This is a genomic window from Amycolatopsis sp. NPDC051061 (assembly GCF_040682935.1).
GTDB lineage: Bacteria > Actinomycetota > Actinomycetes > Mycobacteriales > Pseudonocardiaceae > Amycolatopsis.
Genome location: NZ_JBFBBZ010000039.1, coordinates 39,306 through 65,540 on the forward strand (window position 1 = coordinate 39,306; position 26,235 = coordinate 65,540).

Here is a 26,235-nt window from a genome sequence, read left to right on the forward strand (position 1 = left end):
CGTCCACCCGGATGCCGTGAGGCCTCTGTCCGCTCAACAGCCCTGGTGCACCTTCCCCGGTACCAGGTCGGCAGCGGGCGGACAGGGACCTGACGGCATCCGCCATATTTCCCCCGGGCCAGGCGAGAAAGGGGGAGGGAACATGACAGCACCCGAGCACGTCCCGGTACTGCTGAGCCGCATCGTCGAGCTGTTCACCCCCGTGTTCGCCGAACGCGACGGCGTCCTCGTGGACGCGACCGTCGGCCTCGGCGGGCACTCCGACGCCCTCCTCGAAGCGTTCCCGCGGCTGCGCCTCGTCGCGCTGGACCGGGACCCGGCCGCGCTCGAGAAGTCGGCCGAACGCCTCGCCCGCCACGGCGACCGCGTCGATTTCGTGCACACCGTCTACGACGGACTCCCCGAAGCCCTCGCCGGGCTGAAGATCGCCAAGGCCGACGGCATCCTGTTCGACCTCGGCGTCTCCTCGATGCAGCTGGACCGCGCCGAGCGCGGGTTCGCCTACTCGAAGGACTCGCCCCTGGACATGCGGATGGACCCGACCACCGGGTTCACCGCCGCCGACGTCCTCAACACCTACGCGCCCGGCGAGCTGATCCGGATCCTGCGGGACTACGGCGAGGAACGCTTCGCGCAGCGGATCGTCAAGTCCGTCGTGGCCGCGCGGGAGCAGGAGCCGTTCACGAACAGCGGGCGCCTGGTCGAGCTGCTCTACGACGCCGTCCCGGCCGCCACCCGCCGCACCGGCGGGCACCCGGCCAAGCGCACCTTCCAGGCACTGCGGATCGAGGTCAACGGCGAGCTCGAAGTGCTCCGCCGGGCGATGCCCGCCGCGCTGGGCGCGCTGCCGGTCGGCGGGCGGATCGTCGTCGAGGCATACCAGTCCCTGGAAGACCGGCTCGTCAAGCAGGCACTGGCCGAGCTCGCGAAGTCCCGCACCCCGGAGGGGCTTCCGGTCGAGCTGCCGGGACACGGACCGGAGCTGAAGCTCCTGACCCGGGGGGCCGAAAAGGCCGGCGAAGAGGAGATCGGACGGAACCCGCGTGCCGCTTCGGTGCGGTTGCGGGCCGCAGAGAGGATCGGAGAGCCGCGATGACCGCTCCCACGAAGCGCCGGGCCGGCGGGCCCGCGACGCGCAAGCGTGCCGAGCCCGCGCGCGCGACCACCGTCGAAGAGCCGCAGACCACCGAACCGGGCAAGGCCGCGCCCCGGCGCGCCTCGCGCGGCCGGACGTCCGCGGCCGAGCGCGCCTACGCACGCCGCGCCCAGCGCGCCGACCTGCTCAAGGAGCGCGAGCCCCGGCCCGCGCCGAAGCCGCGGCGGACGCCGGACGCGCCCGAGCCCAAGCTGCAGCTCAAGCTGCGGCTGCCGAAGTCGCGCGCGTCGTTCGTGCTGCTGATGATGGCGCTGCTGGCCGCCGGCGTGGCGACCACGCTGTGGCTGACCACGCAGGCGATCGCCGACTCCTACCGGCTCGAGCAGCTGCGCACGACCAACGCGACGCTGGCCGAGACGAAGGAACAGCTGCAGCGCGACGTCGCGAAGGCCGAGTCGCCCGCGTCGCTGGCACCCGCGGCCCAGCAGCTGGGCATGGTGCCGGGTGGCGACCCGGCGCGCATCGTCGTGGGCCCGGACGGGAAGACGTCGCTCGTCGGCGAGCCGAAGAAGGCCAAGGCGGACACGCCGGCGGTGCCGGTCGCGCCGCCGGCGGCGCCCGCCGCGGGCACGCAGTCGCAGCAGGGCGCGCCGATCGAGGGCGACCAGCCCGCCGTGCCGGCCGACGAGCAGCCCGTGCCGGCGCAGCCGGGCGCCGGCCAGTGATGGCTTCGAGCCGGGGACAGGCCCGCGCGCGCACCACCGGCAGCGCGCGGCGGACCTACGCCGCCGGGACGCGCAGCGCGGCCGCGCGGCGGGGCAACGGCGGCCACCGCGGCCGGTTCTCCGCCGTGCGCCTGATCCTGGTCGCGGTGCTGCTCGTCGCGGGCGTGAAACTGGTGCAGGTGCAGTGGTTCGAGGCCGGGGCGCTCTCCGAGGCGGCCGAGAAGCAGCGCACCCAGAACATCGACATCCCGGCCCAGCGCGGGTCCATTGTGGACCGCAACGGTGCCAAGCTGGCGTTCAGCGTCGAGGTGCGGTCCCTCTCGGTGAACCTGAAGGCGTTCCACAAGAACATGGACGACTTCGGCGCGAAGAACCCCGGCACGAAGAAGACGTTCGACAGCGAGACCGCCGCGGCCGCCAAGTACATCGCGGCCAAGGTGCCGAACCAGCTCACCGAGCAGCAGCTGCTCGACCTCTTCCACAAGCCGGCGTCCTTCACCTACCTCGAGCACAACATCGAGCCCTCGGTCGCCACCGACATCCAGAAGCACTTCGCCTGGGTCGAAATCGAGAAGCGCGCGCTGCGGGAGTACCCGGGTGACAACCTGGCGGCGAACATCGTCGGCGTCGCGAACTGGCGCACCGACGACAAGGACGTCTCCAAGCACAACCTGCACGGCCTGGTGGGGCTGGAGCAGTCCCGCGACAACGACCTCGCGGGTACGCCGGGCCGGATGCTGGTCAACACCAAGAACGGCAGCGACAACGTCGTCATCCCGGGCACCGAGCGCGACCTGCAGGCCGCCGTCCCGGGCTCGGACCTCGAGCTGACCATCGACTCGGACCTCCAGTACGAGGTGCAGCGGCAGCTCACCGACTACGTCCAGCAGTCGCACGCCAAGGGCGGGCAGGCCGTGGTCCTCGACTCGAAGACCGGCGAGGTCTACGCGCTGGCCAACGACAAGACGTTCGACCCGAACGACCAGTCCACCTTTTCCGACGCCGAAGCGATGAACGACCGCGCCGTCACCACGCCCTTCGAGCCCGGGTCGGTCAACAAGGTCGTCACCGCCACCGGGGCGATCGACTACGGCGTCGCGACACCCGAGTCGACGATCCAGGTGCCCGGCGCGCTGCAGGTGGCCGACAAGACCGTGCACGACGCCTGGACCCACGGCACGCAGACGTTCACCACCGCCGGGATCTTCGCCAAGTCGTCCAACATCGGCACGCTGCTGCTGGCGCAGAAGATCGGCGAGGAGCGCTACGCCGACCTGCTCAAGAAGTTCGGGCTCGGCCAGCGCACCGGCGTCGGCCTGCCCGGCGAGAGCGCGGGGGTCGTGCCGGCGCGCAGCCAGTGGTCGGCGACCACCTTCGGCAACCTGCCGATCGGGCAGGGCCTGTCGATGACCGTGCTGCAGATGGCCGGGATGTACCAGGCGATCGCGAACGACGGCCTGCGCGTCGAACCCCGGATCGTGAAGGCGAAGGTGAACCCGGACGGGACGACGGTGCCCGAGCCGGCGCCGAAGTCGGTCCAGGTGGTCAGCCCGCAGACGGCGAAGACGGTGCGCGACATGATGCGCGCGGTCGCGCAGAACGGCAAGGGCCTGCAGAAGGGTACCGCGCCGACGGCCGCGGTCGAGGGCTACCAGATCTCCGGCAAGACGGGCACCGGCCAGCAGGTCGACCCGCGGACGAAGGCCTACAGCGACCACCTCTACAACATCACCTTCGCCGGCATCCTGCCCGCGGACCACCCCCGGTTCGTGGTCGGGATCCGGCTGGACGCGCCCGACACGACGCTGCCGGCGGGGCACTCCGCCGCGCCGCTGTTCCACAGCATCGCGTCGTACCTGACGCAGCGGTACCAGATCCCGCTGTCGGACGGGCCGTCGCCGGAGGTCCCGCTCATCGTGCCGTGAGCACGATCCGTGAAGGCCCCCTTACCGGCTTCTTGGTCCGTGAAGGCCTCCTTACCGGCTTCTTGAGCCGCGAAGGAGGCCTTCACGGCTTTTCGGCCCGGCATCGTCCACTTCGGCCGGCCGCGGCTGGGAAAGCGTTGCGGGGCAAGAGGGTCTGCCGGTGCGTCTAGCACATGTGCCTCAGCCGCGCGCAATCGCCGTACCGCGTGCGGGCCCCCGGAACGGCCGCCGGTAGCCTCTTGGCCGTGTCCGTGTCATCGTCCAGTTCCCAGGTGCCGGAAAGCCCGGTGAAAGCGATCCCCGCGCCGCCGCGCCCGGCGCGCATCGACCCGGTCCCGCTGGCGACGCTGCTCGCCAGGGCGGACGCCCGGCTGATCGCCGACCGGCCCGACGCCGCCGAGCTCACCGTCACCGGCACCACCCTGCGCGCCCAGCACGTGCTGCCCGGCGACCTCTTCGCCGCCCTGCCCGGTGCCCGGGCCCACGGCGCCGACTTCAGCGACCAGGCGATCGCCGCGGGGGCCGTCGCGGTCCTCACCGACGCCGACGGCGCCGAGCGCCCCGCGCTGCGCGACGCCGGCGTCCCGATCCTCGTGCACGCCGACCCGCGCGCCGCCCTCGGCGAGATCGCCGCCTGGATCTACGGCGAGCCGTCGCTGCGGCTGGCCGTCCTCGGCGTCACCGGGACCTCCGGCAAGACCACGACGTCCTACCTGGTCGACGCCGGCCTGCAGGCCGCGGGCCTGACCACCGGCCTGATCGGCACCGTCGAGACCCGGATCGCCGGCGAGCGGCTGGTCAGCGGGTTCACCACGCCGGAGGCGCCGGACCTGCAGGCGCTGCTCGCGGTCATGCTGGAGCGCGGCGTCACGCACGTGCCGATGGAGGTCTCCAGCCACGCGCTCGCGCTGGGCCGCGCCAACGGCACCCGGTTCGCGGTCGGTGCCTTCACCAACCTCTCCCAGGACCACCTGGACTTCCACAAGGACATGCAGGAGTACTTCGCCGCGAAGTCGCTGCTGTTCGACGGCCGCTCGACCACCGAGGTCGTCGTGGTCGACAGCGCGTGGGGCCAGGCGCTGCTCACGCCGCAGACGGTCACGGTCACCACCGACCCGGGCACCGACGCGGTGTGGAAGGCCACCGACCTGCAGGCCACCCCGCACGGCGAGCAGAGGTTCACCCTGCACGGCCCGGACGGCCTCAGCGCACCCGCCCGGATCCCGCTGCCCGGCGAGTTCAACGTCGCCAACGCCGTGCTGGCGGCGGCGATCCTGAGCACCGCCGGCGTCTCCCTCGAGCACATCGTCGCCGGGCTCGCCCGGGTGCAGGTGCCGGGCCGGATGGAGCGGGTCCACGTCGGCCAGGAGTTCACCGCCGTCGTCGACTACGCCCACAAGCCCGCCGCGGTCGCCCAGGGCCTGGACGCGCTGCGGGCCCGCGCCGAGGGCCGGATCATCACCGTGCTCGGCTGCGGCGGCGACCGCGACACCGCCAAGCGCCCGATGATGGGCGAGGCGGCGGCTCGCCGCAGCGAGGTCCTGATCGTCACCGACGACAACCCGCGCTCCGAAGACCCCGCGGCGATCCGCGCCGCGATGCTCGCCGGCGCCCGCGCCGTCGGGCCCGCCGAAGGCGGCGAGATCATCGAAATCGGCGATCGCCGTGAAGCCATCGAGCACGCCGTCGCGCTCGCCGGGCCCGGCGACATCGTCTTCCTCGCCGGCAAGGGGCACGAGTCCGGCCAGGAGGCCGCCGGCGTCGTGCACCCGTTCTCCGACCGCGACGAGCTGGCCGCGGCCATCCGCAACAAACTCGAGGTGAGTGTGTGATCGTGCTCAGCCTGGCCGAGATCGCCGACGTCGTCGGCGGCCGGCTGCACCGCGCCGACCCAGCCGCGCTGGTGACCGGCAGCGTGGAGTTCGACACCCGGAAGCTGACGCCCGGCGGCCTGTTCGCCGCCCTGCCGGGGGAGAAGGTCGACGGCCACGACTTCGCCGCGCAGGCCGTCGAAGCCGGCGCTGTCGCCGTGCTGGCCGCCCGCGAGGTCGACGCGCCCGCGATCGTCGTCCCGCCACCGGCCCCGGGCGAGGCCCACGAGCGGTCGGTCGCCCTGACCGGCGACAAGGACGGCTCCGGCGCCGCGGTGCTCGCCGGGCTGGCCAAGCTCGCCCGGTACGTCGTGCAGCGCCTGGCCGAGGGAAACCTGACCGTCGTCGGCGTCACCGGGTCCTCCGGCAAGACGTCGACGAAGGACGTCATCGCGCAGCTGCTCGAGCCGCTCGGCCCGACGGTCGCGCCGCCCGGGTCGTTCAACAACGAGCTGGGGCACCCCTGGACGGCGCTGCGGGCCGACGCCGAGACCCGGCACCTGGTGCTGGAGCTGTCCGCGCGCGGGCCGGGGCACATCGCCCACCTCGCCGAGATCGCGCCGCCGAAGATCGGCGTGGTGCTCAACGTCGGCACCGCGCACGTCGGCGAGTTCGGCTCGCGCGAAGGCATCGCGAAGACCAAGGGTGAGCTGGTCGAGGCCCTGCCCGAGGACGGCGTCGCGGTCCTCAACCTCGACGATCCGCTGGTCGCGGCCATGGCGAGCCGCACGAAGGCCCGCGTCGTGTTCGTCGGCGAGAGCCCCTCGGCGCAGGTCCGCGCGGAGAGCATCACCCTCGACGACGAGGCCCGTGCCTCCTTCCGGCTGGTCACGCCGGCCGGCGAGGCCGACGTCAAGCTGCCGCTGCACGGCGAGCACCACGTCGGCAACGCGCTGTCCGCCGCGGCGGTCGCGCTGGAGCTGGGCACTACGCCGGAGGAGATCGCCACGCGGCTGTCGAGCCTCGAACGGCGTTCGGCCCGGCGCATGGAGGTCGTCACCCGCGAAGACGGCGTCACGATCCTCAACGACTCCTTCAACGCCAACCCCGAGTCGATGCGGGCCGGCCTGAAGGCCCTCGCGGCGATGACGCGGGAGAGCGGCCGCCGGTCCTGGGCCGTGCTCGGCGTGATGGGCGAGCTCGGCGCGGACGCGGTCACCGCGCACGACGAGATCGGCCGCCTGGTCGTCCGGCTCAACATCGCGAAGCTCGTCGTGATCGGCCCCGAGGCGGCGGCCATGCACCAGGGCGCGCACCAGGAGGGCTCCTGGGGCGAGGAATCGACCCTGGTACCCGACGTCGGGGCCGCGATCGCCCTGCTGCATGATCAGCTCCGTCCCGGGGACGTGGTGCTGGTCAAGGCCTCCAAGGCCGCCGGCCTCTGGCGGGTCGCCGAAGCTCTGCTCGAACCCCGGGAAACCGACAACTCCGAGAATCGCTCGAACGGTGGTGACGCGTGATCAGCATCCTGATCGCGGCCGCGGCGGGCCTGCTGGTCTCCATCATGCTCACGCCCTACCTCATCCGGGTCTTCTCCCGGCAGGGCTTCGGGCAGGAGATCCGTGAGGAAGGCCCGCAGGGACACAAGTCCAAGCGCGGTACGCCGACGATGGGTGGCGTCGCGATCATCACCGCGATGGTCATCGGGTACTTCGCCGCGCACTTGATCAACTGGATGTTCAACTCCCGCAGCGGCGCGCCGACGGCCTCCGGGCTGCTCGTGCTGATGCTCGCGGTGGGCCTCGGGATCGTCGGGTTCCTCGACGACTTCATCAAGATCCGCAAGCAGCGCAACCTGGGGCTGAACAAGACCGCGAAGCTGGTCGGCCAGCTGGTGGTCACCATCGCGTTCGCGGTCCTGGCGCTGAACTTCGCCGACACCCGCGGCATCACGCCGGCGTCGGAGAGCCTCTCCTACGTCCGCGACCTCGCGCTGATCACCTTCCCCGCGGTGTTCTTCGTGATCTTCTGCTACATCGTGATCTCGGGCTGGTCGAACGCGGTGAACTTCACCGACGGCCTCGACGGCCTGGCGGGCGGCTCGGCGGCGATGGTGCTGGCCACCTACGTCGTCATCGCGTTCTGGCAGGAGCGGCTGAACTGCGCCAACGGCCCGGCGCCCGCCTGCTACGACGTCCGCGACCCGCTCGACCTGGCGGTGGTCGCCGCCGCGGCCGCCGGCGCCTGCGTCGGGTTCCTGTGGTGGAACGCGGCCCCGGCGAAGATCTTCATGGGCGACACCGGCTCGCTGGCCCTCGGCGGCCTGGTCGCCGGGCTGTCGATGACCACCCGCACCGAGCTGCTCGCCATCGTCATCGGCGGCCTGTTCATGGTCGAGATGATCTCGGTGGTCGCGCAGATCGCGGTGTTCCGGACGACCCGGCGAAGACTGTTCCGGATGGCGCCCTTCCACCACCACTTCGAGCTCGCCGGGTGGGCGGAAACCACGGTGATCATCAGGTTCTGGCTGCTGTCGGCGATCTGCTGCATGTTCGGGCTCGGCCTGTTCTACAGCGAACAGCTCGGCTTCGGCGGCTGACATGGAGATCGCCGGTCGTCACGTTCTCGTCGCCGGTGCGGGGGTCACCGGCAAGTCGATCGTGCCCGTGCTCGTCGACCTGGGCGCCCGCGTCACGGTCACCGACGGCAACGCCGAGCGCCTGGCCGAACTGGCGGGCCTCGGCGCCGAGCTGGTGCCCGGCCTGACCGAGCCGCCGTCCGACGTCGTCCTGGTCGTCACCAGCCCCGGCTGGCGGCCGACGTCGCCGCTGCTGGTGGCCGCCGCGGAGGCGGGGGTCGAGGTGATCGGCGACGTCGAGCTGGCCTGGCGGGTCGGGCGGCTGCGCGAGCACCCGCCGTCGTGGCTCGTGGTCACCGGCACCAACGGCAAGACGACCACCGTGGGCATGCTCGAATCGATCCTCAATGCGGCCGGCGTCAACGCCGTGGCCTGCGGGAACATCGGCTACGCGGCCCTCGACGCGGTCCGCGCGGGCTACGACGTGCTGGCCGTGGAGCTGTCGAGCTTCCAGCTGCACTGGTCCTCGACGCTGGCGCCGGACGCCGCCGTGGTGCTCAACCTGGCCGAGGACCACATCGACTGGCACGGCTCGATGGACGAGTACGCCGCCGCCAAGGGCCGCGTGTACACCCGCGCCAAGGTCGCCGTGCACAACGCCGACGACGAGTGGTCCACGCGGATCGCCGGCGAGCACGCGCCCGAGAGCGCCCGCCGCGTCGGCTTCCGGCTGGACACCCCGCGCGCCGGGGAACTGGGGATCGTCGAGGACCTGCTGGCCGACCGGGCCTTCGTCGCGGACCCGGCGAACAGCGCCGAGGAGCTCGCCACGCTGGCCGACGTCCGCCCGGCGGGTCCGCACAACGTCTCGAACGCCCTCGCCGCGGCCGCGCTGGCCCGCGCCCACGGCGTCCCGCCGGAGGCCGTGGCGAAGGGGCTGCGCGAGTACCAGCCGGCCCCGCACCGGGCCGTCGAGGTGGCCGAGGTCGCCGGGGTGCGGTACGTCAACGACTCGAAGGCGACCAACCCGCACGCGGCCGCCGGGTCGCTGCGCGCGCACCAGAGCATCGTGTGGATCGCCGGCGGCCAGCTCAAGGGCGCTTCCGTCGACGAACTCGTGAGCAGCGTCTCCGGCCGTCTCCGCGGAGTCGTGCTCCTCGGGGTCGATTCACCCGTGATCGCCGCCGCGGTCGCGCGACACGCGCCGGATGTCCCGGTGAACAGCCTCCGTACGGGTGACGATGAACCCATGACTGCGGCGGTGAGTGCGGCCAGCGCGATGGCCCGGCCAGGTGACGTGGTGCTGCTCGCACCCGCCGCGGCGTCGTTGGACATGTTCCGCAACTACGGCGAACGCGGCGACGCGTTCGCCGCGGCGGTGCACGTCCTCCGCGACGACGCAGCGGGGGCGCCGCGTGACGGTCACTGAGCCCAAGCCCAAGAACCCCGCGCCCAAGCGGCGGCCGCGCCGCGAGCGCAAGGAGAGCGGCTTCGTCGCGTTCCGGACCGCGCTGACCGCGTGGCTTTCGCGTCCGCTGGCGTCGTTCCACCTGGTGCTGGCCCTCACCGGCGTGATCACCGTCATCGGCATCGTCATGGTGCTGTCGGCGTCGTCGGTCGAGTCCTACAACCCGAAGACCGGCAGCGGGGTGTACTCGCTGTTCACCAAGCACCTCGTGTTCGTCGCGATCGGCTCGGTCGTGTTCTGGCTGGCCATGCGGGTCAAGCTGGAACGGATCCGGCGCATGTCGGCCACCGCGACGGTCGTCTGCCTGGGCCTGCTGGTGCTGGTCCTGACCCCGCTGGGGTCGACGGTGAACGGCTCGCAGGGCTGGTTCCGGCTCGGCGACTTCACCTTCCAGCCGGTCGAGGCGGCGAAGGTCGCGCTGGCTTTCTGGGGCGCCCACATCCTGGTGATCAAGTACAACGTGATCCACCAGTGGCGGCACCTGCTGGTGCCGGTGGTCCCGATCGCGCTGCTGATGTTCGCCCTGGTCATGCTGCAGCCCGACCTCGGCGGCACGGTCACCCTCGCCGTGGTGCTCCTGGCGCTGCTGTGGTTCGCCGGCGCGCCGAAACGGCTGTTCGGCGTCATCCTCGCCGGCGGTCTGGCCGGTGTGCTGGTGCTCGCTCTCATCGCGCCCTACCGGCTCGCCCGTGTCATGTCGTTCCTCTCGCCGGACGCCGACACCAGCGCCGAAGGCTTCCAGGCGAACCAGGCCAAGCTGGCCCTCGCCGACGGCGGGCTGTTCGGCAAGGGCCTCGGCCAGGGCGCGGCCAGCTGGAGCTACCTGCCGAACGTGCAGAACGACTTCATCTTCGCCCTGATCGGCGAGGAGCTCGGCTTCATCGGCTGCGTCGTGGTGCTGAGCCTGTTCGCCGGGGTCGCGATCGTGGGCCTGCGGATCGCCACCCGCAACATCGACCCGTGGATCCGGATCGTCTCCGGCACGCTGACGGTGTTCCTCGTGGCGCAGGCCGGCATCAACATCGGCTACGTCGTCGGCCTGCTGCCGGTCACCGGCGTCACGCTGCCGCTGATCTCCTACGGCGGCACCTCGCTGGTGATCACCATGCTCATCATGGGCGTGCTCGCGAACGCCGCCCGGCACGAACCGGAGGCGGTGGCCGCACTGCGCACGCAGGGGCCGGGTAAATTCGGACGCCTGCTGCGGCTGCCCGCGCCCGATCCGTACCGCCCGCCCGCCACCCGCAAGGGGGCGGCGCGTGCCGGGGCGAAGGCGGCCAGGCCCGCGCCCCGTGCGGCGCGGCCCGCCCCGGCTCAGGAACGGCGCAAGTCGGTCCGCGAGCCGGTGCGCCGCAGCGCGGCACGGACGAGCACGGCCACGTCTCGCGGCGGGGCCGCGCGGACAACAGCGAGCCGTGGTACCCGGAGTACCGCGAACCGGAGAGGTCATTGGTGAGTAAGCCCGTCAAGGGAACCGAGCGATCCGCCGCGGGCAGAGGGCCCGTGGTCGTGGTCGCCGGTGGTGGCACCGCAGGACACATCGAACCCGCCCTCGCCCTGGCCGACGCCGTCAAGCGGCTGCGCCCGGACGCGACGGTCATCGCGCTGGGCACCGAGCGCGGCCTGGAGAACAAGCTGGTCCCGGCCCGCGGCTACGAGCTGGAGCTGATCCCGCCGGTGCCGCTGCCGCGCAAGCCGACGCCGGAGCTGCTGCGGCTGCCGCTGAAGGTGCGCGACTCGGTTCGCAGGACCCGTGAAGTGCTCGACCGGGTCGGCGCGGACGTCGTCGTCGGCTTCGGCGGCTACGTCGCCCTGCCCGCCTACCTGGCCGCGCGCGGGCGCGTCCCGATCGTCGTGCACGAGGCCAACCAGTCGCCGGGCCTGGCGAACAAGGTGGGCGCGCGGTTCGCCAAGCGGGTCGCGGTCGCCGTCGCGGGCACCCCGCTGCCGAAGGCCGAGGTCGTCGGGATCCCGCTCCGGCGGTCGATCACGTCGCTCGACCGGGCCGCGCTGCGCGCCGAGGCCCGCGAGCACTTCGGGCTGGACCCGGACGCGCCGACGCTGCTGGTGTTCGGCGGCTCGCAGGGCGCGCAGTCGATCAACGGCGCGGTGTCCGGCGCGGCGAAGGACCTGGCCGACGCCGGGGTCGGCGTGCTGCACGCCCACGGCCCGAAGAACACGCTGGTCGTGCAGGAGTTCCCGGGCCGGCCGGCGTACGTGCCGGTGCCGTACCTGGAGCGGATGGACCTGGCCTACGCGGCGGCCGACGTCGCGGTGTGCCGCTCGGGCGCGATGACCGTCGCCGAGGTGACGGCGGTCGGGCTGCCCGCGGTGTTCGTCCCGCTGCCGATCGGCAACGGCGAGCAGGCCACCAACGCGCGCCCGGCCGTCGACGCCGGGGCCGCGCTGATGGTCGTCGACGCCGACCTCACCGCGGCCAAGGTCGCCGACCTGGTCGTCCCGCTGGTCACCGACGCCGACCGCGTCGCGAAGATGGGCGCGGCCGCGGTCGGCATGGGTCACCGCGAGGCCGACGAGATCCTCGCTCGCATCGTTTTGGAGGCCGCCGGTGCTTGAGTTGCCCGAAGAGCTGCGCCGGGCGCACCTGATCGGGATCGGCGGCGCCGGCATGTCCGGCATCGCGCGGATCCTGCTGGCGCGCGGGGCTTTCGTGTCGGGTTCGGACGCGAAGGAGTCGCGCGCGCTGCTGTCGCTGCGCGCCCAGGGCGCCGAGCTGTTCGTCGGGCAGAGCGCGTCGAACATTTCGTCGCTGCCGGAACCGCCGTCCGCGGTGGTCGTCTCGACGGCGATCAAGGAGACCAACCCGGAGCTGGCCGCGGCGCGGGCCGCGGGCATCCCGGTGCTGCACCGGGCCCAGGCGCTGGCCGGCCTGATGGAAGGCCACCGCGTCGCCTGCATCGCGGGCACGCACGGCAAGACGTCGACGACGTCGATGCTCACCGTGGCGCTGCAGCACTGCCGGCTCGACCCGTCGTTCGCCATCGGCGGCGACCTCAACGAGTCCGGCGCGAACGCCCACCACGGCGAGGGCGGCATCTTCGTCGCCGAAGCCGACGAGAGCGACGGCTCGTTCCTGACCTACTCGCCGTCGGTCGCGGTCGTGACGAACGTCGAGCCCGACCACCTGGACCACCACGGCACCGCCGAGGCTTACACGAAGGTGTTCACCGAGTTCGTCGACCGGCTCGACCCGGACGGCCTGCTGATCGTCTGCGCCGACGACGAGGGGGCCGACGCGCTGGGCGACGCCGCCGCGAAGCGCGGTGTCCGCGTGCAGCGGTACGGCTACGGGGTCAGCGGGCCGGACAACGCCAAGATCATGTCCTACGAGCCGCGCACCGACGGCGGGATCGTGCGGATCTCCTTGAAGACCAAGCTGATCGACGTGCAGGTCGCGGTGCCGGGCGACCACATGGCGAACAACGCACTCGCGGCCCTGCTGGCCGGGATCGAGCTCGGGGCGCCGGTCGAAGGCCTGGTCGAGGGGCTCGCGGTGTTCGGCGGCGTACGACGGCGGTTTGAGTTCAAGGGCCGCGCCGGCGACGTCCGCGTCTACGACGACTACGCCCACCACCCGACCGAGGTGTCCGCGCAGCTGCGCGCGGTGCGGACGGCGGCCGGGTCCGGGCGGGTGATCGTGGTGTTCCAGCCGCACCTGTACTCGCGGACCAAGACGTTCTCGGCGGAGTTCGCCGAGGCGCTTTCGCAGGCCGACGAGGTCGTCGTGCTGGACGTCTACGGCGCGCGCGAGGAGCCCGAGCCCGGGATCACCGGCGCGCTCATCGCGGACCGGGTGACGGCGGCGGTGCACTACGAGCCGGCGATCGACGTCGCCGCCGGTCTGGTGGCAGGGCTCGCCAAGCCGGGTGACCTCGTCGTCACCATGGGCGCCGGCGACGTGACGCAGCTGGGCCCGGAGATCCTCGCCGAGCTGGACAAGCGCTGAGGCCATGAGTCCGACCAGGGAACGCCGCCGTCCGTCCGAAGAGGACGAACGGGATCGCGCCGCCCTGGCGCGGGAACGCCGGGGGCGGCGCTCCGAAGAGGAGCGCCGCCGCACCCGGGTGGCCACGCGCCCTTCGCCGCGCAACCGGCCCCACCGGCGGGTCGAGATCCGCCGCCGCTGGGTGGCGCTGCTCTCGGTGCTGACCGTGATCGCGTTGGTGTACTTGCTGTTCTTCAGCTCGATGCTCGGCGCGAAGGACGTCGAGGTCAGCGGTTCGCGCACGGTGACCGCCGACCAGGTCCGCGCGGTGGCGGCGGTCCCGATCGACAAGCCGATGCTGCGGCTGAGCGCCGACGAGATCCGCGACCGGGTGGCGGCGATGCCGGGGATCGCGACGGTCGAGGTGTCGCGGTCGTGGCCGAACACGGTCGAGATCACGGTGACCGAGCGGACGGCGATCGCGTTCTTCGACAGCGGCCCGGGCGGCGACGGCGTCCACCTGGTCGACGGCGGCGGCGTGGTGTTCAAGACGGTCTCGGCGCGCCCGGCGGGGTTGCCGGAGCTCAAGCTGTCGAAGGTGTCGGCCGACGACCCGGTGACGCGCGCGGTGACGGCGGTCCTCGGGGTGATCCCGGAGCAGCTGCTGAAGCAGGTCACGACGGCGACGGCGAAGACCCCGGCGAGCGTGGAGTTCACGCTGGCGAGCGGGAAGGTCGTCCGCTGGGGGACGGCGGAGCAGACGGACCGCAAGGCGAAGGTCCTGGCCGCGCTGCTGACCCAGGACGGCAAGGTCTACGACGTCGCGGCGCCCGAGCTGCCCACTATCACTTCCTGATTTCTTCGGTTTTACGTGCACTCTCATTTCCGTATGCCGTACGATCCCGTACGGCATACGAGAATGAGGAGGGTGTCATGACGATCCTGGTGACGGGGGCGACCGGCAGCGTGGGCCGCCTGGTGGTCGACGAGCTGCTCGCCGTGGGGGTGCCGGTGCGGGCGCTGACCGTCGATCCGGAGCGGGCTTCGCTGCCCGCCGGAGCCGAGGTGGTGGTCGGGTCGCTGGCCCGGCCGTCGACGTTGCCCCTGGAAGGCGTCGACGCCGTGTACCTCGCCCCGATGGCGCGGACCGTCCGGCGGTTTTGCGAGCTGGCCACCGAAGCGGGCATCAAGCGGGTCGTCGCCTTGTCGGGCAGCAGCGTCGGCGATGACCACGAAGGCTCCAGCGGCAACGAGTACGGCGCCGTCGAGGAGGCGGTCCGGGACGCCGGTTTCGCCTGGACGTTCCTGCGGCCCGGCGTCTTCATGAACAACACGCTCGACTGGGCGGGCATGGTCCGCGCGGGCGAGGTCGCGATGGCTTACGGCGACGCGACGCAGACCCCGATCGACCTCGGTGACGTCGCCGCGGTGGCCGCGCGCGTGCTGACCACCGAAGGGCACGTCGGCCAGACATATGTCCTGAGTGGACCCGAGGCGATCAGCCTGCGCGGCCAGGTTTCGGTGCTCGCATCGGTGCTGGGCAAGGAGATCCGGTTCCGCGAGCTGACCCGGGCGCAGCAAAGATCGCAGTGGGTCGGGTACGGCGTGCCCGAGCAGGCCGTCGACTGGATGCTGGACGGCTTCGAGGAGACCCTGCGCCATCCGCAGGTGCCGACCGGTGTCGTCGAGGAGCTGCTCGGCCGTCCGGGGACGACGTACGCCGGGTGGGCGGCCGCGCGGCGGGAGGTGTTCGCCTAAACGCGCGTGCGGGTCATCCCGGCCAGGCCGAGCAGCGGCAGCACGCCCGCGAAGACGACGACCGCCGTCCAGCCGCCCAGGTGGTAGGCGATCGAGCCGGCCTGCGAGCCGATCGCGCCGCCGATGAAGAACGTGCCCAGGTAGACGCTGTTGACGCGGGCGCGGGCCGACGGGTCGAGCTGGTAGATCACGTGCTGGCCGGTCACCAGCGTCGCTTGCACGGCCATGTCCACCGCGATCGCGGCGATCGCCAGCAGGATGACGCTGTGCGCGCCGAAGCCGGCGAGTGCGAAGGCGGCTGCGCACAGCACGAACGCGCCCGCGGTGAGCCGCCGGCCGTGACCGTGGTCCGACCACCGGCCGGCCAGCGGTGCCACCGCGGCGCCGGCCGCGCCCGCCAGCGTGAACAGGCCGACGCCGAGCTGGGTGTAGTTGAACGGCGGGGCGGTGAGCACGAACGCGATCGTCGTCCAGAAGGCGCTGAACGCCCCGAACATCGCCGACTGGTACAGCGCGCGGTGGCGAAGGTCGGGGTGTTTCTTCCACATGGCCAGGGTCGAGCGCAGCAGCTGTCCATAGTGGACGTCGGTCTTGGGTGCGCGGCGCGGCAGGATGAACCGCAGCACCACGGCCAGCGCGGCCATCGCGGCGGCCGAGATCAGGAACACCACGCGCCAGCTGGTCACCTCGGCCAGGAAGCTGGCGACCACGCGCGAGAGCAGGATGCCGAACAGCAGCCCGCTCACGACGCGCCCGACGATCCGGCCGCGGATGGCGTCGGGGGAGATGTCGGCGGCGAACGGGATGAGGATCTGCACGACGACCGACGTCGCCCCGACGACGAGGGAGGCGATCAGCAGCACGGCGAACCCCGGCGCGACGCCGGTGACGACGAGGCCGGCGCAGGCGAGCGCGAGCAAGATGGCGACGAGTCCGCGGTTCTCGAGGCGGTCACCGAGCGGGACGAGCAGCAGCATCCCGGCGGCGTAGCCGATCTGGGTGGCGGTGACGACCCCGCCGGCGGCGGCCTCGCCGACGCCGAAGGTGTGCCGCAGCTCGGCGAGCAGCGGTTGGGCGTAGTAGAGGTTGGCGACGGTCAGTCCACAGGAGACGGCGAGCAGCAGCACGAGCCACCCGGGCGGCGCGTCCTGCTTCGTGTCCGTCATCGTGCCCCCAGGGTCGTGGAACCGGTTTGATCGGTTCCCGACGGTACCAGTCAAACCGGTTCCGGCGTACTGTGACCCTTATGACGGACCGATTTCGCGCGGGAGCGGGCAGACTGTGCCTCGACTTCATTCGGACGCTGCGCCACCGCGGGACATCCTCGGAAGCAGAGGAGCTCCCGGACCCGGCGGCGTGGGGAGCGTGGATCGACGCGTTCGGCCCGTTCGCGACGCCGGTGCGCCCCACGTCGGTGGACGACGCGTGGGTGGCGCGCGAGGCGATCCATTCGCTGCTCACGGATTCCTTGCGGCCCTCCGTTCGGCAACGCCTGAACCGCTTCGCCGCCCTCCCGGTGCCCGCGCCTTCGCTGACGACCGCGGGGGAGTTGCGCTGGCAGGCTTCGGATCCGCCGTCGGCGATGGTGGCTTTGCTGGTGCACGACGCGCTGGACCTGGTGACGTCACCGGAGTTCGCCCGGGTCCGCCGCTGCGCGGGCCCGACGTGCGGCGCGCTGTTCCTGGACACGTCCCGCCCGGGGACGCGGCGGTGGTGCTCGATGGAGATCTGCGGGAACCAGGCGAAGAAGTCGACTTATCGAGCCAAGGCCACGGCAGGCTGAGTCGAACTTATGCAAACTCGCGACTAGGCACCGAGTAGTCTTGCTTGCACTCTCCGTAATCCTTACCGTGATGACCATGAAGCTCAGGAAGCTTGCCGGAACGTGCGACGATGGGACGTGCCCGAACGTCTATCTGTCGGACCGCAACACGCTCGTGGTGCAAGGTGATGCGGTGCCGGCTGCCGCAGGACTGGTCTTCGGGCCGGGCGAGCAGGCTGTCGAGTTGTCGGTGAACCTGGTCGAGGAGGCATTGCGTGCGCTTGGGCGCTGAGTGGGGGAAGAAGTACTTCGACGAGTTCACCTCGTCGGCGTTCCGCCTGGAGGTGCGACAGATCTACACGATGCCGGCAGAGCAGCCGAACTTGGAGCTGTTCTTGGCCGGCGGTGAGAAACCTCCCGGGCACAATGCCGCATGGCGCGGACGGATCGCGGCGATCGTCGCATCCGGGCGAACTGTCCAGCGCGCCAAGCTGATTCGTCGTCCGTTGACGGACTACCTTCGTTATCAATGTGCCTGGGGCATACCGGGAAATGCAACTGCCGGCGAGGACTACCGGATGGTCGATATCACGGAGAGCGACTGGGGGCTACCGGCTCAGGATTTCTGGCTCTTCGACAGCGCTACGGTCGTGCGCCTCGATTACCATCGCGATGGCACTTTCGTCGGTGCTGAACTGGTGGAGGAGCCCGATTTGGGTAAATATCATGGCTGGCGAGACGTAGCTTTGAGTCGCGGGGTGCCGTTTGACGAGTGGGATGCTGGAGCCGGGTCGGCAGGATGAGCAGCGCGCGACGCTGGCGGAGATGCTTCGGGAGTTGCGTCGAGCCGCTGGTCTTTCGGGCGAACGGCTGGCTGCCCGCTGCGCGATGAGCCAGGCGAAGATCAGCCGCATCGAAACGGGCAAGGTACTCGCCTCGGTGATCGATGTCGAACAGATCGTCGCGGCGCTGGCTGTTCCCGATGAAGCCGCCGAAAAGCTCGTAGCCCTCGCTCGTGTCGCGAACGTCGGCTATACGTCGTGGCGATCCTTGGCGCGCACCGGATTGTGGCGTGGTCAGCTGGAGATCAAGGCGTTGCACGAGTCGTCCCGACTGGTCCGGCAGTTCCTCCCCGCCATCCCGAGTGGCCTGCTCCAGACGCCGGACTACGCGCGTCAGGTGCTCACCTCGACGATGAAGGGGCGGCCGGGCCGTGACGTCGACAGGATGGTCGAGGCCCGGTTGGCCTGGCAACGGGTTCTCGACGACATTGATCGGCAGTTCAAGTTCGTCTTGACCGAGCAGGCGGTCCGCTGGCGGCGGGCGCCGCTTTCGGTGATGGTCGGCCAGGCGGCGAACCTCCTTGCGACGGCCGAACGGGAAAACGTCGATATCTCGGTTGTTCCCCAGACTGCCGAGGTCTTGGCGTCCCCGCTGAATATCTTCGTCGTCTACGACGAGCGGTTGGTGACGGTCGAATTGTTCTCGGGCACCGTGGCGTTGCGCGATCCGCAGGACGTGGCATACCACGCCGAACTGTTCGAAACATTTCGTTCTCGGGCGTACCGGGGTGATGAGGCGGTCGAATTCCTCCGGTCGGTCGCCGACGATTTCCGGCGAGCGGGTTCTCCGGCGGCTCCAGGTAAGTAGATGCGCATTCGCGAGTAGCTCTGGCGTCGCCGATCGCCCGATTATATTTTCGAGGAATGAAGAACATCACTCGCACCTGTGGCGACTGCAAGGGAAAGGGCTGCGGAAGCTGCGATGGCACCGGCACGATCACCATTGTCGAAGACTGACCCGTTGCTGAGGCCTGGTTTCGTCCCCGAAGAATTCCGTTTCGGCGCACGGACGCAGGTCTTCTACCGAGCTCCCTATCCCACCGAAGGGCCGGTGGAGGCGGTGGACGCGTCAGGCAGCCGAGTATGGATGTACATGTACGCGCACTTCGCCTTCTGCTGGGCCGAAGGTGCCTCGGTGGTCCACGTCAGCCACGGAACCCTGGCCGGGCCGAAAATGACCCTGTGGACCGATGTCCGGATCCCCGGGTGCTGGACCGGCACCACACTGGCGGACTTCGGATGTACCTGGGTGGGCAAGCACCTCGCCAAGTTCGCCCGCTGACGAAAAGCGGCCCCCTCGGCGAAAAGAGGGGGCCGCTCGCGACGGGCCTCAGCTGAGGGCCGCGTCCAGGGTGATCGTCGTGCCGGCCAGGGCCTTCGACACCGGGCACGTCTTCTCGGCCGTCTCCGCGTACTCCGCGAACTGCTCCGCGCTGACGCCCGGCAGGACCGCGCGCAGCGTGATCGCGATTCCGCTGATCTCGAAGCCGCCGCCGGCCGCCGGGCCGAGGGTGACCTCCGCGCTCACGTCGATCGAGTCCGCCGTCAGCTGCTGGGCCTCCAGCACCCCGGACAGGTTCATCGCCAGGCACGACGAGTGGGCCGCCGCGATGAGCTCCTCGGGGCTCGTCTGGCCGTCCGGGTTGCCCGCGCGGGTCGGGAACGACACGGAGAACGCGCCGGCGTTGGACGAGTCCAGCGTGACCTCGCCCTTGCCCTTCTGCAGTCCGCCGGTCCAGTGGGTGGTCGCGTCACGGCTGGGCATCGAAGCCTCCAAGTGAGTACGCGGCGGCCGACGCCGTCAGCCGCCGCAGGGTGGTGATGAGTTCCCGCCGCGAAGCGTCGTCCAGGCCCAGTGCGCAGCCGATGGCCGACGGGACGGCGGAAGCGCGCGTGCGCATCGTCCGGCCCTGTTCGGTCAGGCTGATCACCACGGTGCGTTCGTCCGCGGGCAGGCGCGCCCGCGTCACCAGCCCGTTGGCCTCGAGTCGCTTGAGCAGCGGGGAAAGCGTGCCGTAGTCCAGGTGCAGCGCCTCGCCGATCTCCTTGACCGGCCGGGCGTCGGACTCCCACAGCACCAGCAGCACCAGGTACTGCGGGTAGGTGAGCCCCAGCTCGCCGAGCAGGGGACGGTACGTGTCCGTCACCGCGCGCGACGCCGCGTAGAGCGCGAAGCAGGCTTGCTCGTCCAACAGGAACTCATCCGGCACGCCCGTAAACCTAGCCCACGATTACATCGTGCGCAAGGTAACCCGAAAACCTGTCGGTGGTCCCTGGCAGACTCCCGGGCATGACACCACCACCGCCGCGCCCGAAGGTTCCGCTGACCGGCGGCGAGCGCGAAATCCTCACGAGCATGCTCGACCACCACCGCGCCACCGTCGCGTGGAAGGCCGGCGGGCTCACCGAAGAGCAGGTCCGGCGAGTCCACCTGCCCAGCGAGCTGACGACCATCGCCGGTCTCATCGCCCACCTGACGCTGAACGAATGGTTCTGGTTCGCCGTGGTCGTCGACGGCGAAGAGGACACCTGGGAGGAGAAGCTCGAGCAGGACCCGGACGCGGAGTTCCGGATCCTGCCCGAGACGACACTGGCCCGGCTTTTGGCCGACTACGAGAAGCAGAGCGACCGCAGCCGCGAGATCGTCGCGAAGCACGGCTTGGACGACGAAGTCACGCACAAGGACGAGACGTTCAACGTCCGCTGGGTGCTCACGCACATGATCGAGGAGACCGCCCGGCACGTCGGCCACCTCGACCTGCTGCGCGAGCTGACCGACGGGCTCACCGGGGAGTGACCTTCTTCGGCGGCAACGGGAAGAAGCCGCTCGTCCGCTCGACGTAGTGCGCGTAAGCCGGGCGGGTGCGAGCCATTCCCTTCTCCAGCATGGGTTTCCCCGTGCCGCGGGCCAGCGTGAACGTCATCGCCACGGGGGAGAGGATCGTCAGCGCGCCCGGCCACGTCGAGCAGGCCAGCAGGTAGAGGCCCCACCACACGCACGCGTCGCCGAAGTAGTTCGGGTGCCGCGTATAGCGCCACAGCCCCGTGTCGAGCACCTTGCCCTTGGTCGAGGGGTCGGCCTTGAACCGGCGCAGCTGCTCGTCGCCGATCGTCTCGAAGCCGAACCCGACCAGCCACACCGCGACGCCGAGCCAGCCGAGCACGCCGAATCCGGTGCCGTACATCGCGAACTGCACCGGCAGCGAGACGAAGTACAGCACCAGACCCTGGAACAGGTACACGCGGACGAAGATCCGGAGCGGCTCCTGCCGCATCTTCGCGTACCGCGGGTCCTCCGGCAGCTTGTGGTTGCGCAGGTGCAGGTGCAGGGACAACCGCACGCCCCAGACGACGGTCAGCGCCGTGACCACCAGTCGCAGCGCCAGGGGGCCGTCGCCGAAGGGGAACGCGGCGAGCGCGACGATCGCGAAGCCGAGCCCCCAGAACGTGTCGACCGTGTCGTAGCGCTTGCGCGCCCGCGCGATCCCGAAGGTCGCCACGACCGCCACGAGCGTGACGGCGGCGGTGACGAGCAGCGTCACACCGAGGGTCATCGGAGCCACTCCCGCGTCGCCGGCATGCCGCTCGTCCCGTCCGGGTGCGGTCGCACGCTCAGGATCTGGTCCACGCCCATCCGGTTCTCCTCGAACGCCAGTGCCCCGCCCACCAGGTACAGCCGCCAGACCCGCGCGCCGGTCTCGCCGATCAGCGCGACGACGTCGGCCCAGTTCCGCTCCAGGGTGTCGGCCCAGGCCCGGACCGTCCAGACGTAGTGCTCGCGCATCGCGTGCACGTCCCGGACCTCGAGGCCCGCGTGTTCGAGGTGCTCGACGGTCCGGCCCACCGGGCGCATCGTCATGTCGGGCGCGATGTAGCGCTCGATGAACGCGCCGCCGCCGGGGGCCACGGTCCCCCGCGACATCTGCTGGATCAGCACGCGCCCGCCGGGCTTCACCATCTTGTGCAGCGTCGCGGTGTAGGCCGGGTAGTTGACCTCGCCGACGTGCTCGCCCATCTCGATCGACGCGACCGCGTCGAACGGCGCGTCCGGCAGCTCGCGGTAGTCCTGCCGCCGGACCTCGACGCGGTCTTCGAGGTCGTGCTGGGCGAGCCGGCCGCGGATGTGCTGCAGCTGCTCGGCCGAGAGCGTGATGCCGACGGCGTGCACGCCGTGGTGCTTGGCCGCGTGGACCAGCAGCGAACCCCAGCCGCAGCCGATGTCGAGCAGCCGCATGCCCGGCCGCAGCCCGAGCTTGCGGCAGATCATCTCCAGCTTGTCGTGCTGTGCCTCCGCCAGGCCGTAGCCGGGCTCGTCGGAGGTGAAATACGCGCTGGAGTAGGCCATCGAGTCGTCCAGCAGCAGCTGGTAGAAGGCGTTGCCCAGGTCGTAGTGGTGGGCGATGGCGGACTTGTCGCGCAGGAGGCTGTGCAGCTTGCCGGTCAGCCGGGCCTCTTCGGCGGGCGGTTTCGGCGGCGGCCCGGCGACGCCGAGGCGGGCGGCGAGCGAGACGGCTTCGGCCCAAGTACGCGGGCCGATCTTCACCCGGTTGAGCTCACCCGTGCGGGTGAGGCTCCAGATCCGGCGGAAGCCGTCCGCCAGGTCTCCTTCGACGTCGAGGTCACCGGTGACGTAGGCGCGGGCGAGCCCCAGCTCGCCGGGCGCGTAGAGCAGGCGGCGCAGGGCGCGGCGGTTGCGCAGCACCACCGTGGGCGCGTCCACTGGTCCGGCGCGGGTTCCGTCCCAGGTTCGGAGGCCGACGGGGAGCTGCCCGCCGAGGAGCTGTTCGGCGAACGAGGCGAGGCGGTGCGCGGTGCTGTTCGGCATGTCCGGGATTCGCTCTCTCCTGCGCGGTGGATTGGTGCCGGGTCCATCCAATCCACCCGCGGCCCGGCGGCGAAGTACCGGTGTGGAGATCACGGGAGAACGCATCGCCGTCATCGGCAGCGGGGTGGCCGGGCTGACGGCGGCATACCTGCTGCAACGCAAGTACGAGGTCCTGCTGTTCGAGTCCGACGCCCGGCTCGGCGGGCACGCGCACACCCACGACGTGCCCAGCGCCCACGGCGGCACCATCGGCGTGGACTCGGGCTTCATCGTCCACAACGAGCGCACCTACCCGACGCTGCTGAAGCTGTTCGGAGAGCTCGGCGTGCACACCCGCGACACCGAGATGTCGATGAGCATCCGGTGCGACGGCTGCGGCCTCCAGTACGCCGGAGCCAAGGGGCTGCCCGGGTTGTTCGCCCAGCGCGGCAACCTGCTCCGCGCCCGCTACCTGAGGATGCTGGCCGAGGTGAAGCAGTTCCACCGGCACGCGAAGCGGCTGCTGGAGACCGGCGACTCCGCAGCCGCCGGCGAAGTCACTCTGGGCGCGTTCCTCGCCATCGGCGGCTACACGCGCTACTTCGTCGACCACTTCATGCTGCCGCTGGTTTCGACGGTCTGGTCGGCCGACCGCAGCGACACGCTGCGCTACCCGGCGCGCTACCTGTTCGAGTTCCTCCGCAACCACGGGATGCTGAGTGTCAAGAACTCGCCGTCCTGGCGGACCGTCGTCGGCGGGTCCCGCGAATACGTCGAACGCGCGGCCAAGCAGCTCACCGCGGTGCACCTGTCCACGCCGGTGCGGTCGGTGCTGCGGACGGGCGGCGGCGTGGAGGTCCGCGATGACGCCGACACCCCGCACCGCGTCGACCAGGTCGTCATCGCCACGCACGCCGACCAGGCGCTGTCCCTGCTGGCCAACCCGACCGCCGCCGAGCGCGAGGTACTCGGCGCCTTCCGCTACTCGGCCAACGAAGCCTGGCTGCACACCGACAGCAGCGTGCTGCCGTCGCTGGCCGACGCCCGCGCGGGCTGGAACTACCGGGCCCCGGTGTGCGGCGCCCCGACCGGCGCGGTCCAGGTCAGCTACGACATGAACCGCCTGATGCGCCTCGACGAGCCGACTGGCTACGTCGTCACGCTCAACCCGGGCGAGGGCACCGGCAAGGACGCGCTGGTCGCCAAGATGCACTACGAGCACCCCGTCTACACCCCGGAATCCGTTGCGGCGCAACGCCGATTGCCCGAGCTCAACGACGGCGTGCTCGCCTACGCCGGCGCGTACCACGGCTGGGGCTTCCACGAGGACGGCTGTTCTTCGGGCGCCCGCGCCGCCGAAAGCTTCGGAGTGGATTGGTGACGAACGCGCTCTACGACGCCACGGTCGCGCACGTGCGGCGGATCGACCCGCCGCACTCGTTCGCGCACCGCGTGTACCTGTGGCTCGTCGACCTCGACGCGCCGCCGCGGCTGCCGGCGTGGCTGCGGCCGTTCGCCCGCTTCGACGCCCGCGACCACTTCGTCGCGGGCGACCCGCGCGGGATCCGGGAGAAGCTGGACACCTGGCTCGCCGAGCGCGACGTCGACCTGCGCGGCGGCAAGGTCGTCATGCTGGCCGCCGCGCGCGTGCTCGGGTACGTGTTCAACCCGATCAGCGTCTACTGGTGCCACGACCCCGAGGGCCGGCTCGCGTGCGTCGTCGCCGAGGTGCACAACACCTACGGCGGCCGGCACGCCTACCTGCTGCACCCCGACGAGGCCGGCCGCGCCCGCGCGGACAAGGCGTTCTACGTCTCGCCGTTCCAGGAGATGGACGGCGAGTACCGGATGCGCCTGCCCCACCCGGAAGCGTTGCTCGACCTCACCGTGGCGTTGCGCCGCGGGAGTTCGACGCCGCTGGTCGCTACGCTGCGGGGAGTTCGCCGCCCGGTGAACGCGCGGTGGCTGGCCCGGCTCGTGCTGGCCCGGCCGCTGCTCCCGCAGCGGGTGTCCGCGCTGATCCGCCGCCACGGCGTCGTGCTGTGGCTGCGGAAGGCCGCGGTCGTACCGCGCACGCCGCAGAACGCCGGAGGACAGCTGCATGGATGAGTCGGCCCGCCGGCGACCCGTGGCGCCGGTGCCTTCGGACACCCCGGCCGCGCCCACCGCCGAGGAGCTCATGGCGCGCGTCGCGAAGGGCGACGAGCGGGCCTTCGAGCTGCTCTACGACCAGCTCGCCGGGCCGGTCTTCGGGCTGGTGCGGCGGATCGTGCGGGACGCGGCCCAGTCCGAAGAGGTCGCCCAGGAGGTGCTCGTCGAGCTCTGGCGCACCGCCACGCGGTACGCGCCGGAGAAGGGCTCGGCGCTGAACTGGGCGATGACCCTGGCGCACCGCCGCGCGGTCGACCGCGTCCGCTCGGCGCGCGCCAGCACCGAGCGGGAGCAGAAGGCGACCTTCGAAGCCGCCCGCGGCCGGCCGTTCGACGAGGTCGCCGAGTCCGTCACCGCGCGGCTCGAACGCTCCCAGGTGCGCAAGTGCCTGTCCTTCCTGACCGATCTGCAGCGCGAATCCGTGCTGCTCGCCTACTACCAGGGCTATACGTATCGCGAGGTGGCCGAAGTGCTTTCGACGCCGCAAGGAACCATCAAGACGCGGCTGCGCGACGGCTTGATCCGCCTGCGGGACTGCCTGGGGGTGACCGCGTGAGCACTCCCGAAATGCACACCCTGGCGGGCGCGTTCGCGCTCGACGCGTTGTCCGACCTCGAGCGGGCGGAGTTCGGCCGCCACCTCGAGCAGTGCGAGTCCTGCGCGCAGGAGGTCGCCGAGCTGCGCGCGACCGCGGCCCGGCTGGGCGCGGCGATGGCCGAGGAGCCGCCGCCGGAGTTCAAGGACCGGGTCCTGTCCGCCATGCACGCGACCCGCCAGCTGCCGCCGCGGACGCGGCCCGGCGCGCCCGACCGGCACCGGCGCTCGGCGCGGGCCCCGCGCTGGGCGGTCGTCGTGACGGCCGCGGCCGCCGTCGCCGGGCTCGCCGCGGGCGGGGTCTTCGGCGGGATCGCGCTGACCCAGCGGCAGGAGCTGCAGTCGGCGCAGACGCAGCTCGACCAGGCGAAGGACCGCTACGCGCCGGTGGCGGCGCTGCTCGCCGCGCCGGACGCGAAGACCGCGCACGGCGAGTCGCCCACCGGCGGCGGCGTGACGGTCGTCCTGTCGAAGTCGCTGAACCGCGTGATGGTGATGGACGCGGGGCTGCCGGCGCAGCCGGGCGGCAAGGTGTACGAGGCCTGGCTGATCACCGGGAAGGACGCGCCGCGCTCGGCCGGGGTGCTCGCCGCCGCGGCCGACGGCGGCCTGGTCGTCGCGGAGGGCGTCGGGAGCGCCGACCACCTGGCGGTGAGCCTCGAGCAGGCCGGCGGATCACCCAGCGGGGCGCCCACCGAGGTGCTCATGAGCATGCCTGTGCCGGTCTGACCGAGCGCCATAGCAGACGGGGCCGGAGCGGCGCTCGCGGCTCCTC

General features: G+C 71.4%; 27 protein-coding genes. 22 read left to right on the forward strand and 5 right to left on the reverse strand.

From position 1 onward, the window contains the following. Positions 1-142 precede the first annotated feature (142 nt). From rsmH to AB0N03_RS38460, 12 genes are all read left to right on the forward strand, one after another. A complete protein-coding gene (rsmH, locus tag AB0N03_RS38405; protein WP_364382815.1) occupies positions 143-1,096 on the forward strand; it encodes a 16S rRNA (cytosine(1402)-N(4))-methyltransferase RsmH in 954 nt (317 codons plus the stop codon). Continuing rightward, complete coding sequence (locus tag AB0N03_RS38410) at positions 1,093-1,821, forward strand: hypothetical protein (protein ID WP_364382818.1); 729 nt, start codon at positions 1,093-1,095, stop codon at positions 1,819-1,821. The genes rsmH and AB0N03_RS38410 overlap by 4 nt, the downstream gene beginning before the upstream one ends. Then, a complete protein-coding gene (locus tag AB0N03_RS38415; protein ID WP_364382821.1) occupies positions 1,821-3,746 on the forward strand; it encodes a penicillin-binding protein 2 in 1,926 nt (641 codons plus the stop codon). The genes AB0N03_RS38410 and AB0N03_RS38415 overlap by 1 nt, the downstream gene beginning before the upstream one ends. 287 nt (positions 3,747-4,033) lie before the next feature. After that, a complete protein-coding gene (locus tag AB0N03_RS38420; RefSeq protein ID WP_364382959.1) occupies positions 4,034-5,578 on the forward strand; it encodes a UDP-N-acetylmuramoyl-L-alanyl-D-glutamate--2,6-diaminopimelate ligase in 1,545 nt (514 codons plus the stop codon). Continuing rightward, positions 5,575-7,077, forward strand: a complete 1,503-nt coding sequence (murF, locus tag AB0N03_RS38425) for a UDP-N-acetylmuramoyl-tripeptide--D-alanyl-D-alanine ligase (RefSeq protein WP_364382824.1) — start codon at positions 5,575-5,577, stop codon at positions 7,075-7,077. Before AB0N03_RS38420 ends, murF begins: the two co-directional genes overlap by 4 nt. Further along, complete coding sequence (mraY, locus tag AB0N03_RS38430) at positions 7,074-8,156, forward strand: phospho-N-acetylmuramoyl-pentapeptide-transferase (RefSeq protein ID WP_364382827.1); 1,083 nt, start codon at positions 7,074-7,076, stop codon at positions 8,154-8,156. Before murF ends, mraY begins: the two co-directional genes overlap by 4 nt. Position 8,157: 1 nt before the next feature. Then, positions 8,158-9,564: a UDP-N-acetylmuramoyl-L-alanine--D-glutamate ligase gene (gene murD, locus AB0N03_RS38435; RefSeq protein WP_364382830.1), complete on the forward strand. Its 1,407-nt coding sequence runs from the start codon at positions 8,158-8,160 to the stop codon at positions 9,562-9,564. Continuing rightward, the gene (gene ftsW / locus AB0N03_RS38440) at positions 9,551-11,059 is read left to right on the forward strand and encodes a putative lipid II flippase FtsW (protein WP_364382833.1); all 1,509 of its coding nucleotides are present in this window, start codon (positions 9,551-9,553) and stop codon (positions 11,057-11,059) included. The genes murD and ftsW overlap by 14 nt, the downstream gene beginning before the upstream one ends. Beyond that, positions 11,056-12,180 carry an undecaprenyldiphospho-muramoylpentapeptide beta-N-acetylglucosaminyltransferase gene (gene murG, locus AB0N03_RS38445; protein WP_364382836.1) on the forward strand — a complete coding sequence of 375 codons (1,125 nt, stop codon included), beginning with the start codon at positions 11,056-11,058 and terminating at the stop codon, positions 12,178-12,180. Before ftsW ends, murG begins: the two co-directional genes overlap by 4 nt. After that, complete coding sequence (murC, locus tag AB0N03_RS38450; protein WP_364382839.1) at positions 12,173-13,570, forward strand: UDP-N-acetylmuramate--L-alanine ligase; 1,398 nt, start codon at positions 12,173-12,175, stop codon at positions 13,568-13,570. The genes murG and murC overlap by 8 nt, the downstream gene beginning before the upstream one ends. Before the next feature lie 4 nt (positions 13,571-13,574). Then, positions 13,575-14,405 carry an FtsQ-type POTRA domain-containing protein gene (locus tag AB0N03_RS38455; protein ID WP_364382842.1) on the forward strand — a complete coding sequence of 277 codons (831 nt, stop codon included), beginning with the start codon at positions 13,575-13,577 and terminating at the stop codon, positions 14,403-14,405. A 77-nt stretch (positions 14,406-14,482) separates the two neighbouring features. Beyond that, a complete protein-coding gene (locus tag AB0N03_RS38460) occupies positions 14,483-15,307 on the forward strand; it encodes an NAD(P)H-binding protein (RefSeq protein ID WP_364382845.1) in 825 nt (274 codons plus the stop codon). On the opposite strand, the gene AB0N03_RS38465 is transcribed toward AB0N03_RS38460, so the two are convergent. After that, positions 15,304-16,473, reverse strand: a complete 1,170-nt coding sequence (locus tag AB0N03_RS38465) for an MFS transporter (RefSeq protein ID WP_364382848.1) — start codon at positions 16,471-16,473, stop codon at positions 15,304-15,306. The genes AB0N03_RS38460 and AB0N03_RS38465 overlap by 4 nt on opposite strands. Before the next feature lie 80 nt (positions 16,474-16,553). Between AB0N03_RS38465 and AB0N03_RS38470 the strand changes: the two genes are divergently transcribed. The 5 genes from AB0N03_RS38470 (at position 16,554) to AB0N03_RS38490 (ending at position 19,193) form a co-directional block, all read left to right on the forward strand. Then, positions 16,554-17,090, forward strand: a complete 537-nt coding sequence (locus AB0N03_RS38470) for a CGNR zinc finger domain-containing protein (protein WP_364382850.1) — start codon at positions 16,554-16,556, stop codon at positions 17,088-17,090. A 76-nt stretch (positions 17,091-17,166) separates the two neighbouring features. Next, on the forward strand, positions 17,167-17,361 hold the full coding sequence (locus AB0N03_RS38475) for a hypothetical protein (RefSeq protein WP_364382853.1): 195 nt from the start codon (positions 17,167-17,169) through the stop codon (positions 17,359-17,361). Then, a complete protein-coding gene (locus AB0N03_RS38480; protein WP_364382856.1) occupies positions 17,345-17,872 on the forward strand; it encodes a DUF6879 family protein in 528 nt (175 codons plus the stop codon). Before AB0N03_RS38475 ends, AB0N03_RS38480 begins: the two co-directional genes overlap by 17 nt. Beyond that, positions 17,847-18,719 carry a helix-turn-helix transcriptional regulator gene (locus AB0N03_RS38485; protein ID WP_364382859.1) on the forward strand — a complete coding sequence of 291 codons (873 nt, stop codon included), beginning with the start codon at positions 17,847-17,849 and terminating at the stop codon, positions 18,717-18,719. The genes AB0N03_RS38480 and AB0N03_RS38485 overlap by 26 nt, the downstream gene beginning before the upstream one ends. Before the next feature lie 285 nt (positions 18,720-19,004). Continuing rightward, a complete protein-coding gene (locus AB0N03_RS38490) occupies positions 19,005-19,193 on the forward strand; it encodes a hypothetical protein (RefSeq protein WP_364382862.1) in 189 nt (62 codons plus the stop codon). A 48-nt stretch (positions 19,194-19,241) separates the two neighbouring features. On the opposite strand, the gene AB0N03_RS38495 is transcribed toward AB0N03_RS38490, so the two are convergent. Beyond that, positions 19,242-19,676: an OsmC family peroxiredoxin gene (locus tag AB0N03_RS38495; protein ID WP_364382865.1), complete on the reverse strand. Its 435-nt coding sequence runs from the start codon at positions 19,674-19,676 to the stop codon at positions 19,242-19,244. Next, positions 19,663-20,121: a MarR family transcriptional regulator gene (locus AB0N03_RS38500; RefSeq protein ID WP_364382868.1), complete on the reverse strand. Its 459-nt coding sequence runs from the start codon at positions 20,119-20,121 to the stop codon at positions 19,663-19,665. Before AB0N03_RS38500 ends, AB0N03_RS38495 begins: the two co-directional genes overlap by 14 nt. Positions 20,122-20,201: 80 nt before the next feature. On the opposite strand from AB0N03_RS38500, the gene AB0N03_RS38505 reads away from it, so the two are divergent. Next, complete coding sequence (locus AB0N03_RS38505) at positions 20,202-20,708, forward strand: DinB family protein (RefSeq protein ID WP_364382871.1); 507 nt, start codon at positions 20,202-20,204, stop codon at positions 20,706-20,708. Here the strand turns inward: AB0N03_RS38505 and AB0N03_RS38510 are convergent. Further along, positions 20,695-21,465: a DUF1295 domain-containing protein gene (locus AB0N03_RS38510; RefSeq protein ID WP_364382874.1), complete on the reverse strand. Its 771-nt coding sequence runs from the start codon at positions 21,463-21,465 to the stop codon at positions 20,695-20,697. The two genes, AB0N03_RS38505 and AB0N03_RS38510, sit on opposite strands and share 14 nt — an antisense overlap. Beyond that, positions 21,462-22,736 (reverse strand): cyclopropane-fatty-acyl-phospholipid synthase family protein, encoded by a 1,275-nt coding sequence (locus AB0N03_RS38515; protein ID WP_364382877.1) that lies wholly within the window; start codon positions 22,734-22,736, stop codon positions 21,462-21,464. The genes AB0N03_RS38510 and AB0N03_RS38515 overlap by 4 nt, the downstream gene beginning before the upstream one ends. 82 nt (positions 22,737-22,818) lie before the next feature. On the opposite strand from AB0N03_RS38515, the gene AB0N03_RS38520 reads away from it, so the two are divergent. Genes AB0N03_RS38520 through AB0N03_RS38535 form a run of 4 tightly spaced genes read left to right on the forward strand, consistent with a single transcriptional unit; the run spans position 22,819 to position 26,189 of the window. Next, complete coding sequence (locus AB0N03_RS38520; RefSeq protein ID WP_364382880.1) at positions 22,819-24,096, forward strand: FAD-dependent oxidoreductase; 1,278 nt, start codon at positions 22,819-22,821, stop codon at positions 24,094-24,096. Further along, positions 24,090-24,824, forward strand: coding sequence for a DUF1365 domain-containing protein (locus AB0N03_RS38525; protein WP_364382883.1), 735 nt, complete (start codon positions 24,090-24,092; stop codon positions 24,822-24,824). The genes AB0N03_RS38520 and AB0N03_RS38525 overlap by 7 nt, the downstream gene beginning before the upstream one ends. Next, positions 24,817-25,422, forward strand: coding sequence for an ECF RNA polymerase sigma factor SigK (sigK, locus tag AB0N03_RS38530; RefSeq protein WP_364382886.1), 606 nt, complete (start codon positions 24,817-24,819; stop codon positions 25,420-25,422). Before AB0N03_RS38525 ends, sigK begins: the two co-directional genes overlap by 8 nt. Positions 25,423-25,433: 11 nt before the next feature. Then, a complete protein-coding gene (locus tag AB0N03_RS38535; protein ID WP_364382962.1) occupies positions 25,434-26,189 on the forward strand; it encodes an anti-sigma factor in 756 nt (251 codons plus the stop codon). Positions 26,190-26,235 lie beyond the last annotated feature (46 nt).

What these genes read in the sequence shown, in the direction of transcription:
- AB0N03_RS38510 (WP_364382874.1), bottom strand. Translation starts at nt 21,465, where the DNA reads ATGACCCTCGGTGTGACGCTGCTCGTCACCGCCGCCGTCACGCTCGTG.
- AB0N03_RS38475 (WP_364382853.1), top strand. Translation starts at nt 17,167, where the DNA reads ATGAAGCTCAGGAAGCTTGCCGGAACGTGCGACGATGGGACGTGCCCG.
- AB0N03_RS38515 (WP_364382877.1), bottom strand. Translation starts at nt 22,736, where the DNA reads ATGCCGAACAGCACCGCGCACCGCCTCGCCTCGTTCGCCGAACAGCTC.
- AB0N03_RS38495 (WP_364382865.1), bottom strand. Translation starts at nt 19,676, where the DNA reads ATGCCCAGCCGTGACGCGACCACCCACTGGACCGGCGGACTGCAGAAG.
- AB0N03_RS38465 (WP_364382848.1), bottom strand. Translation starts at nt 16,473, where the DNA reads ATGACGGACACGAAGCAGGACGCGCCGCCCGGGTGGCTCGTGCTGCTG.
- sigK (WP_364382886.1), top strand. Translation starts at nt 24,817, where the DNA reads ATGGATGAGTCGGCCCGCCGGCGACCCGTGGCGCCGGTGCCTTCGGAC.
- AB0N03_RS38490 (WP_364382862.1), top strand. Translation starts at nt 19,005, where the DNA reads ATGTACGCGCACTTCGCCTTCTGCTGGGCCGAAGGTGCCTCGGTGGTC.
- AB0N03_RS38505 (WP_364382871.1), top strand. Translation starts at nt 20,202, where the DNA reads ATGACACCACCACCGCCGCGCCCGAAGGTTCCGCTGACCGGCGGCGAG.
- rsmH (WP_364382815.1), top strand. Translation starts at nt 143, where the DNA reads ATGACAGCACCCGAGCACGTCCCGGTACTGCTGAGCCGCATCGTCGAG.
- AB0N03_RS38410 (WP_364382818.1), top strand. Translation starts at nt 1,093, where the DNA reads ATGACCGCTCCCACGAAGCGCCGGGCCGGCGGGCCCGCGACGCGCAAG.
- AB0N03_RS38415 (WP_364382821.1), top strand. Translation starts at nt 1,821, where the DNA reads ATGGCTTCGAGCCGGGGACAGGCCCGCGCGCGCACCACCGGCAGCGCG.
- AB0N03_RS38535 (WP_364382962.1), top strand. Translation starts at nt 25,434, where the DNA reads ATGCACACCCTGGCGGGCGCGTTCGCGCTCGACGCGTTGTCCGACCTC.
- AB0N03_RS38485 (WP_364382859.1), top strand. Translation starts at nt 17,847, where the DNA reads ATGCTGGAGCCGGGTCGGCAGGATGAGCAGCGCGCGACGCTGGCGGAG.
- AB0N03_RS38460 (WP_364382845.1), top strand. Translation starts at nt 14,483, where the DNA reads ATGACGATCCTGGTGACGGGGGCGACCGGCAGCGTGGGCCGCCTGGTG.
- murD (WP_364382830.1), top strand. Translation starts at nt 8,158, where the DNA reads ATGGAGATCGCCGGTCGTCACGTTCTCGTCGCCGGTGCGGGGGTCACC.
- AB0N03_RS38455 (WP_364382842.1), top strand. Translation starts at nt 13,575, where the DNA reads ATGAGTCCGACCAGGGAACGCCGCCGTCCGTCCGAAGAGGACGAACGG.
- AB0N03_RS38470 (WP_364382850.1), top strand. Translation starts at nt 16,554, where the DNA reads ATGACGGACCGATTTCGCGCGGGAGCGGGCAGACTGTGCCTCGACTTC.